Source organism: Leisingera sp. F5, assembly GCF_001593695.1.
The window spans coordinates 1-1,102 of the sequence record NZ_LUKH01001337.1 but is presented as its reverse complement, the minus strand read 5'-3'; the positions used below and the strand labels follow the sequence as shown (position 1 = coordinate 1,102).

The window sequence follows — 1,102 nt, the reverse complement described above, 5'->3', positions numbered from 1 at the left end:
AAACGCATCCTTGCGGTGGCGGGCGGCGGTTGCGACCATCATGATGCGCTCGCCCGGAGTCAGGCGGCCATGACGGTGGATGACCAGTGCATCCGCCAGCGACCAGCGTTTCATGGCCTCTTCCGCGATGGCCATCAGCGCCTTTTTGGTCATGCCCGGATAATGTTCGATCTCCATCGCCTTCAGCCCGCCCTGATCGGCATCCCGCACCACGCCGGTAAAGGTCACTACGGCGCCGGCGCCCTGGACGCCGGCCGCAAAGGCGTCGCTTTCGGCACCCAATTCAAACGGGACATCCTGAACCGAGATCCGCACAGCTTCAGCCCCCGGTCATCGGCGGAAAAAAGGCAACTTCGCGCACCCCTTTCAGCGGAGCATCGAACTCAGACAGCTCTTGGTCCAGCGCCACCCGCAAGGCAGAGAGATCAGCAAAGGCAGCCGCATAGCGGTCTTCGCGTGCGCGTAGCTCCTCTACCAGGTCCGCTACGGTGGCTGCCGACGTCTCCACCCGCTCGCGCGGCAGGCCGATGCGTTCGCGCACCCAGGCGAAATAGAGAATATCCATCAATGGGCCTCCTTCAGATGCGGTAGTGCCTTGCGCAGGTAATCAGCGCCAGTCATCAGGGTGAGCGCTGCAGCAATCCACAAGAGCCACAAGCCCAAGCGCCCAGTCCAGATCACACCTGCCTCCTTCCAGCGCAGACCGAACAGATCTTCCATCTCTCCGGCGATGATCTGGGAGTAGATCTGATCATCCATGCCGAACGATGACATCACCAGGTAATGTTCAAAGATCCCCTGCGAAAACAGCGTAGCAATTGCGATCATCTGTGCGGTGGTCTTCCACTTGGCCAGCTTGGTCACTTTCAGCGTGCCGGCCGTGTCGCCTAGATATTCGCGCAAGCCCGAGACAAAAACCTCGCGGAACAGGATCACCGTGGCGGGCAGCACCAGCCAGGGGGTCCAGTGTTCAGCAGCATAGCCCACCAGGATCATCAGCGCGATCACCACCATCGCCTTGTCGGCGATCGGGTCCAGCATCGCGCCCATCTTGGTTTCCTGCTTCCAAGCCCGTGCCAGGTAACCGTCAAACCAGTCGGTC

The 1,102-nt window shown here is 61.0% G+C and carries 3 protein-coding genes; all 3 read right to left on the bottom strand.

All coding sequences use genetic code 11. From position 1 onward, the window contains the following. Window positions 1–315 (bottom strand): molybdenum cofactor biosynthesis protein MoaE (locus A2I95_RS41240; protein ID WP_291738060.1); only part of this gene is annotated, 315 nt, incomplete at its 3' end. 4 nt (window positions 316–319) lie between these two features. Further along, a complete protein-coding gene (gene moaD, locus A2I95_RS41235) occupies window positions 320–565 on the bottom strand; it encodes a molybdopterin converting factor subunit 1 (protein ID WP_027256484.1) in 246 nt (81 codons plus the stop codon). Beyond that, the coding region (gene pgsA, locus A2I95_RS41230) for a CDP-diacylglycerol--glycerol-3-phosphate 3-phosphatidyltransferase (protein ID WP_291738059.1) at window positions 565–1,102 on the bottom strand (538 nt) is incomplete at its 5' end. The genes pgsA and moaD, both read right to left, overlap by 1 nt.